5 protein-coding genes are annotated in these 5,525 nt (G+C 34.0%); all 5 read right to left on the bottom strand.

Going from position 1 to position 5,525, the window contains the following annotated elements; all coding sequences use genetic code 11:
• On the bottom strand, positions 1-957 hold a 957-nt coding region (locus GX654_19815; GenBank protein NLD39113.1), incomplete at its 3' end, for a glycosyltransferase.
• 177 nt (positions 958-1,134) lie between these two features.
• On the bottom strand, positions 1,135-2,517 hold the full coding sequence (locus tag GX654_19810) for a hypothetical protein (protein ID NLD39112.1): 1,383 nt from the start codon (positions 2,515-2,517) through the stop codon (positions 1,135-1,137).
• A 28-nt stretch (positions 2,518-2,545) separates the two neighbouring features.
• Positions 2,546-3,787 carry an FkbM family methyltransferase gene (locus GX654_19805; GenBank protein ID NLD39111.1) on the bottom strand — a complete coding sequence of 414 codons (1,242 nt, stop codon included), beginning with the start codon at positions 3,785-3,787 and terminating at the stop codon, positions 2,546-2,548.
• 41 nt (positions 3,788-3,828) lie between these two features.
• On the bottom strand, positions 3,829-5,154 hold the full coding sequence (locus GX654_19800; GenBank protein NLD39110.1) for a glycosyltransferase family 4 protein: 1,326 nt from the start codon (positions 5,152-5,154) through the stop codon (positions 3,829-3,831).
• Between the two features lie 66 nt (positions 5,155-5,220).
• Positions 5,221-5,525: hypothetical protein (locus tag GX654_19795; protein NLD39109.1), on the bottom strand; the 305-nt coding region annotated here is incomplete at its 5' end.

Here is a 5,525-nt window from a genome sequence, read left to right as displayed (position 1 = left end):
CTCCAGATATCTGGTCCCGAAGCTTATAGTGTCTTCCCATTTTTTAAGATCATGGCTCACAAGTGTCAGTATAAAGTACGAATCTATGTGAAGATCATTTATTTTTATTGCTGCTTTGGATAATTCTTCAGCCTTTTCAAAATCCTTAAGCCTGTACCAGGCCATAGCCGCATTATACCTTGACCAGAGATAGACAGGGTTTTTATCCTTTTGCTGTTCCGCAAGTTCGATAGCTTTTAAACTTACTTCCAGAGTCTCTCTGTTTTGTCCTTTGCTTAGATAACAGCATCCCAGGTAGTGATAGGGCAGGGGGTTATCGGGCTTCTCTTCTATATCCTGCTTAAGAAGGGCAATCCGTCTCTGATGCTTTTTTTCAGTTAGCTCTGCATCATCAAGATCATAGCCATAATGCATTAATCGTATGGGGTGTATTGCAGGGCATTTAAAATCAACCAGCCTGTTATGAACTCTTCCCTCATAATGAATTATCCCATTATTTCTGAAGATTCTTTCAGCGCTGTGGCGACTCTCATCCTCTCCTTTTTTATATGTGCTTATGAGCTGGACCCTTATAGCGTCGATATCAGATCTTTTCACCGCTTTCAATAGTGCAGGTATATCATCCTTGACTAATTCTTCATCAGCATCAATCTGGAATATCCAGTCTCCTTTTACATACTCAAAATAATGATTTCTTGCCTCACTGAAACTATCTTTCCATGGATGAAAATAGATATTATCTGTATATTTTTTAGCGATTTCTACTGTTTTATCTTTTGAGCCAGTATCGATAATGATTATTTCATCAGCAATATCTTTTACACTTTTAAGACAATTCTCCAAAAACTTTTCTTCATCTTTTACAATCATGCAGACAGATATTGTATTTTTAGTATTATGTACTGGATGTGACAGTCTTTTTATTGTTTTTCGTGATTTTTTAGTTTTTGTGGTCATTTATTAGTCTCTTTTAAAACATGTTCAATAAGAAATGATAAAAATAAAAATGGTATGACTCGTGCTCAGTATGAATACTAAAAGGCTCTATTTATACAGACCTATATATGAAAAGGTATTAGACAATCTTCCGGAGTGACGGGCTTTTAAATCATATGTATTCATATAGTTTTTAAATCATAGCCTCTCAACTATTTTATTCACCTCATGAGATAAATCGAGCTTTTTAAAACGTTCGTAATATACCTGAGTTATTTTATCCAGATCGGGACGTTTGAGCGTTTCAATGCATAAGTCAACCCATTCATCTGTATTTGCTGAAGGAAAACAATGTTCCACATATCCCTGGTCTTTACAATGTTCAACAACAACAATTGACCTGTTATTTATTAAATACAGTATCCTGGTTCCTGTGAGATGGTTTAATTCAGGAGATTGTACAGGAGCGATATTAACTCGTGTCCTTGCAATTAGATCGTTTCTGTATATAGCAGTAGAGTCAAAATCGACATATATTTTCCCTCCTTTTGCTTTTAAAGCATCAAGCATTTTTTTTCGGTGAGGAGTTATTGAGCCATAATAGAGAAAATCTATGTCTTTATTTTTTTTATGTTTTATTTCCTCAAGCTGGGGTAGGTAACCAAATTGAGTGTGAACAGGATCAATTCCCATTTTTTTCAATCGATAACGGTTTTGCTCCTGTCCATCCCATACTACACTCGCCTTTTTTAGTAATGGAAGATAGACATTTGAATACCTTTCTTGAATTGGCCAGTTATTTATTGTATCATCTCCAAGCATTTCAGATTGGATCACAACAAATTTCCCTGCTTTAGCTATGTCTTCTACTTGTAGTGTAGAATCCACATGATGCCCACCAATAATTATATTAACTCTATCACTAAAAACCCGGTTTTTGACTATACAACACTCGTACCCTGCACACTCAAAAGTGAAACAGACATATTTCCCTAGGTCATGCAAAAAATGGGCATGTTTGCGCCCTTCAGGTTCAATCATGCATACTGAAAAACGATGTTTAAAAGATTTATCAAATTTACTTATGAATGTTTGGTTATGACTTGCTTGCATGGCTTCACTAACGCTTGTTTTTAGCATCTTTAAAATATCTTTAATAGAATGCTGTTCCGGTTTAATATCCAAAGACTGTTTTAGGAGTTCTATAGCTTCAATAGTACTCCCTAATTCCATTTTTATAGTCGCTAACTGATTAATCCTGTTAACATCATCACTGTTCTTAGTTATATATTTTTCTAAGAATGGAAGTGCCCTGTCCCATTTTTTATCATTAATGTACAGGTCTGTTAGATTTAAAAGAACATCATTGTAATCATTATTAATAGAATAAGAGTTAAGATAGTAGCTTTCAGCAGTAGAAATATCTTCTTTAAGATAGTAAATAGTCCCTATATTATTCATTGCCTCGTATTGTTCAGGATTTGATTCAAGAATATTTTGAAATATTATTAAAGCATTATCAAGATCTCCGGAAGTAAATAGATTCTCACCCAATTTAATTGCTTCAGAAATATTAACCATATTATTAACCTTGCAAGAAAAAAAATAATTAAATGGCATATATGCAGGTAGTAGCAAACATTAATCGTTTTTCGAATGAATTGGATATCCTTAAATAAAAATTATACGTAGGATCAATACTATGGATTAAAAGAGGTACTTCAAAAACATCAACCAATTTGTGATAAGTATCTATATGTATTTTGGGATGATTTTTTTTTATATGATTTTCAGCACCAATAATGGCTTCTTTATCCAGACCTTCAACATCTATTTTTAAAAAAGTCATACCTTCCTGAACATCATCATCAAGTTTGACTATAGGCACTTTTGCTATTCCATTTCCCTCTACAAGATGGTTTCCCGGAAATGGAGCATTGACGCCTGCAAGATTCAATTCTCCGGATCTATCTGAGATTCCTTTAACATTAAAGACAATGTTATCAAGTTCTTTAAGGTTTTTTTGCATTACATCGACGGTTGCGGCTGAGATTTCATATGTATATATCTTTCTGTAAGTTTTATTAAACTCGTTGATAAATTCGAGGACCGTATCGCCGACAAAGCTGCCGCAATCAACATAAACTTCATTTTCATAAAATGGAAATATATCGGGATTGGCTACGCCGTTTTGAGTGTGGTATGTTGATATCTTAAGCGCATCCTGCATAGAAAAGGTCAACCAGCTTACGATTAATGCATTCAATGATGATTTAGAAAGATTATCTTCCAGATGATCATAAAGCCATTCTATTTTTTCTGTATTATTTTTAAGGGTAGTGATTCTATTCGTCACTAATGAGTTGTTTTCACCATCCACTCCATCAAGCCAATTTGATTCAAAATACCATCCTCGATAGCCAACAGTAAGTAATTTATATAATTCACTATCCTTTTCTCTTATATCTTTCAAGCAAGTCATTGCATTATCAATTAACGCTTTAGCACTGTTATTTTTTATCACTGCAATAAGACTTTTGAACTTTCTGTCACAACCAAGAAAACCATTTTTATAACTTTCACTTGTCTTAATCCGGTTACTTAATGTTATTATATTTACATCAAACCATTTTTCGAAAATATTAATAAACTCTTCTAGATTTGAACGATCAGATTTCATTGATTCAATGAGTTCAATCATTCGGTTCTCTTTATTCACTCCCAATGATAAAAGGGCTTCTTTAAAATTATCGTAAACACATTCCTCTACCTTTTCATTTTGTTTTATATATTCGATAGCCTCATTCATTGTAGTCATCAGCTTCAGTTTCTGTTTTTCTTTGAAATTCATTTGTGATCTCTCTATATGGCTGTTAATAATATTTAAGCTATTTATATCAGCAACTTATTCCATTCTTTAAGATAAAAATCATCAGGAAATATCCTTAAATACTGTTTTACCCCACCCTTATTGTTTGAATACCACTGGCTGTTTGATTTGAATAATTCAAAAATGTCTCTTTCGCTTAGTCTAAGATTTTCCTCATCCACTTGTTCTTTTGCACGGATGTATTTCTTGAATATCTCACCGTATTTTGCCAAAGATTCGATGAAAATTCCGGATCCTGTTGTATATTTTCCATCGCTCCAGGTATGGTGTCTTTTATCATGGTGCAATATTTCATCAAATATTTCTCTCCACGCCTTGATTTTTCGACTTATTGAATATTTTTTTCTTGCAGCCGAAACAGCGTTTTTCGCGAGTCGGGTTCTTTCTTCAGGATGATGGTAAAGATATTCTATAGCGCGGCAATATTCTTCTTGGGAAACTGCAATAATTCCTGTAACATTATTATCAATAATATATCGTTCGGCAGGGTTGTTTAATACAACAGGGACAGCACCTGCCATCATAGCTTCGCCTATCGCCTGCTCGCATGACCCGAGATGTTTGGGTTGAAGAGGATAGCCAAAGACATCGTAGATAGCAAGATAGGGTATTATAGAAGGAACTCTGCCTTTGAAGGAAAACTTATCTGTTATATTAAGTTTCTCAGCATCCTCCTTTATACGATCCTGAGGATCTCCTGAACAAACGATAAAATGTACATCAGGTATATTTATATTTGCGCACATTTTTATAAAATCCGGGTGCAATTTTCCGTAATCGACTGTACCGGTAAGCCCTACAATAAAGCCTTTGTGATTTTTTCTCTTAAATCCTGTAAAAATATCAGTTCCACATGAAGACCAGACTACACCCAGTCTTTCTCTCAAGTAATCCGGCAAATTAATGATCTCTTCGGTTTCATAGGTCACTGGCGATGTAAAAATAAACCGGTCGGAATACTCTATCAATCTGTTGGAAAGTATATAAGGCGGATTCAATGCCGAAACATGGTTCCAGAGAATCAATCTACATTCGGGAAAATCAGAATTAACTATTACATCATAGAGCGTAGGGTGATTCCACCAGTGCATTAATACTATGTCTGATTCATTAATCCATTCCATAAGCAACGGCCTGTTAAAGTAAAGACCATCATGGATAGATATCCCTAGATCCAAATATTCTTTCATAGAGTTTTTATTAATTTCCAGACATGCTATTCTATGGTTAAAATCCTTATTGATTTCCTTTTCTTTTATTAACCAGTTTAGGACTACTGTACCAACCCCCCCGCCAAGATGTGGAGTAATATGAAGAATATTGATCATTTAATCACCCTCGCGCCTTATTAGTGAATTATTTGAAATGTTAAGTAAGGTAAAATTGTTTTAGTTTTACAGGTCAACTATTTGCCCATTGAAATTTATACTATCTAAATTTGTTAATATGGCTTTTTTGTAGGCAATTGCACTTATAAGTAATAATGAATCTTTATTCACATTGTTTAAAATTGCAGGATTATTAATTGTAATTCCACCTACTGTCAGATTAGCCTGTTTGTATGGGTTGATGTCAATAAGACCGGCTATATTACAGTCCTTAAGACCTGTATTTTCATAGAGATATAAAAATTCATTTCCGATACCCCATGAATATACAGGGTGCCTGTTAGAGATAAAGTTATTAATCAACTTAATTT

It is taken from the genome of Desulfatiglans sp. (assembly GCA_012513605.1).
GTDB lineage: Bacteria > Desulfobacterota > DSM-4660 > Desulfatiglandales > HGW-15 > JAAZBV01.
This window is presented reverse-complemented; position numbering and strand designations above follow the sequence as displayed.

Coding starts and splice junctions, on each gene's coding strand:
- GX654_19810 (NLD39112.1), bottom strand. CDS start 2,517: ATGGTTAATATTTCTGAAGCAATTAAATTGGGTGAGAATCTATTTACT.
- GX654_19800 (NLD39110.1), bottom strand. CDS start 5,154: ATGATCAATATTCTTCATATTACTCCACATCTTGGCGGGGGGGTTGGT.
- GX654_19805 (NLD39111.1), bottom strand. CDS start 3,787: ATGAATTTCAAAGAAAAACAGAAACTGAAGCTGATGACTACAATGAAT.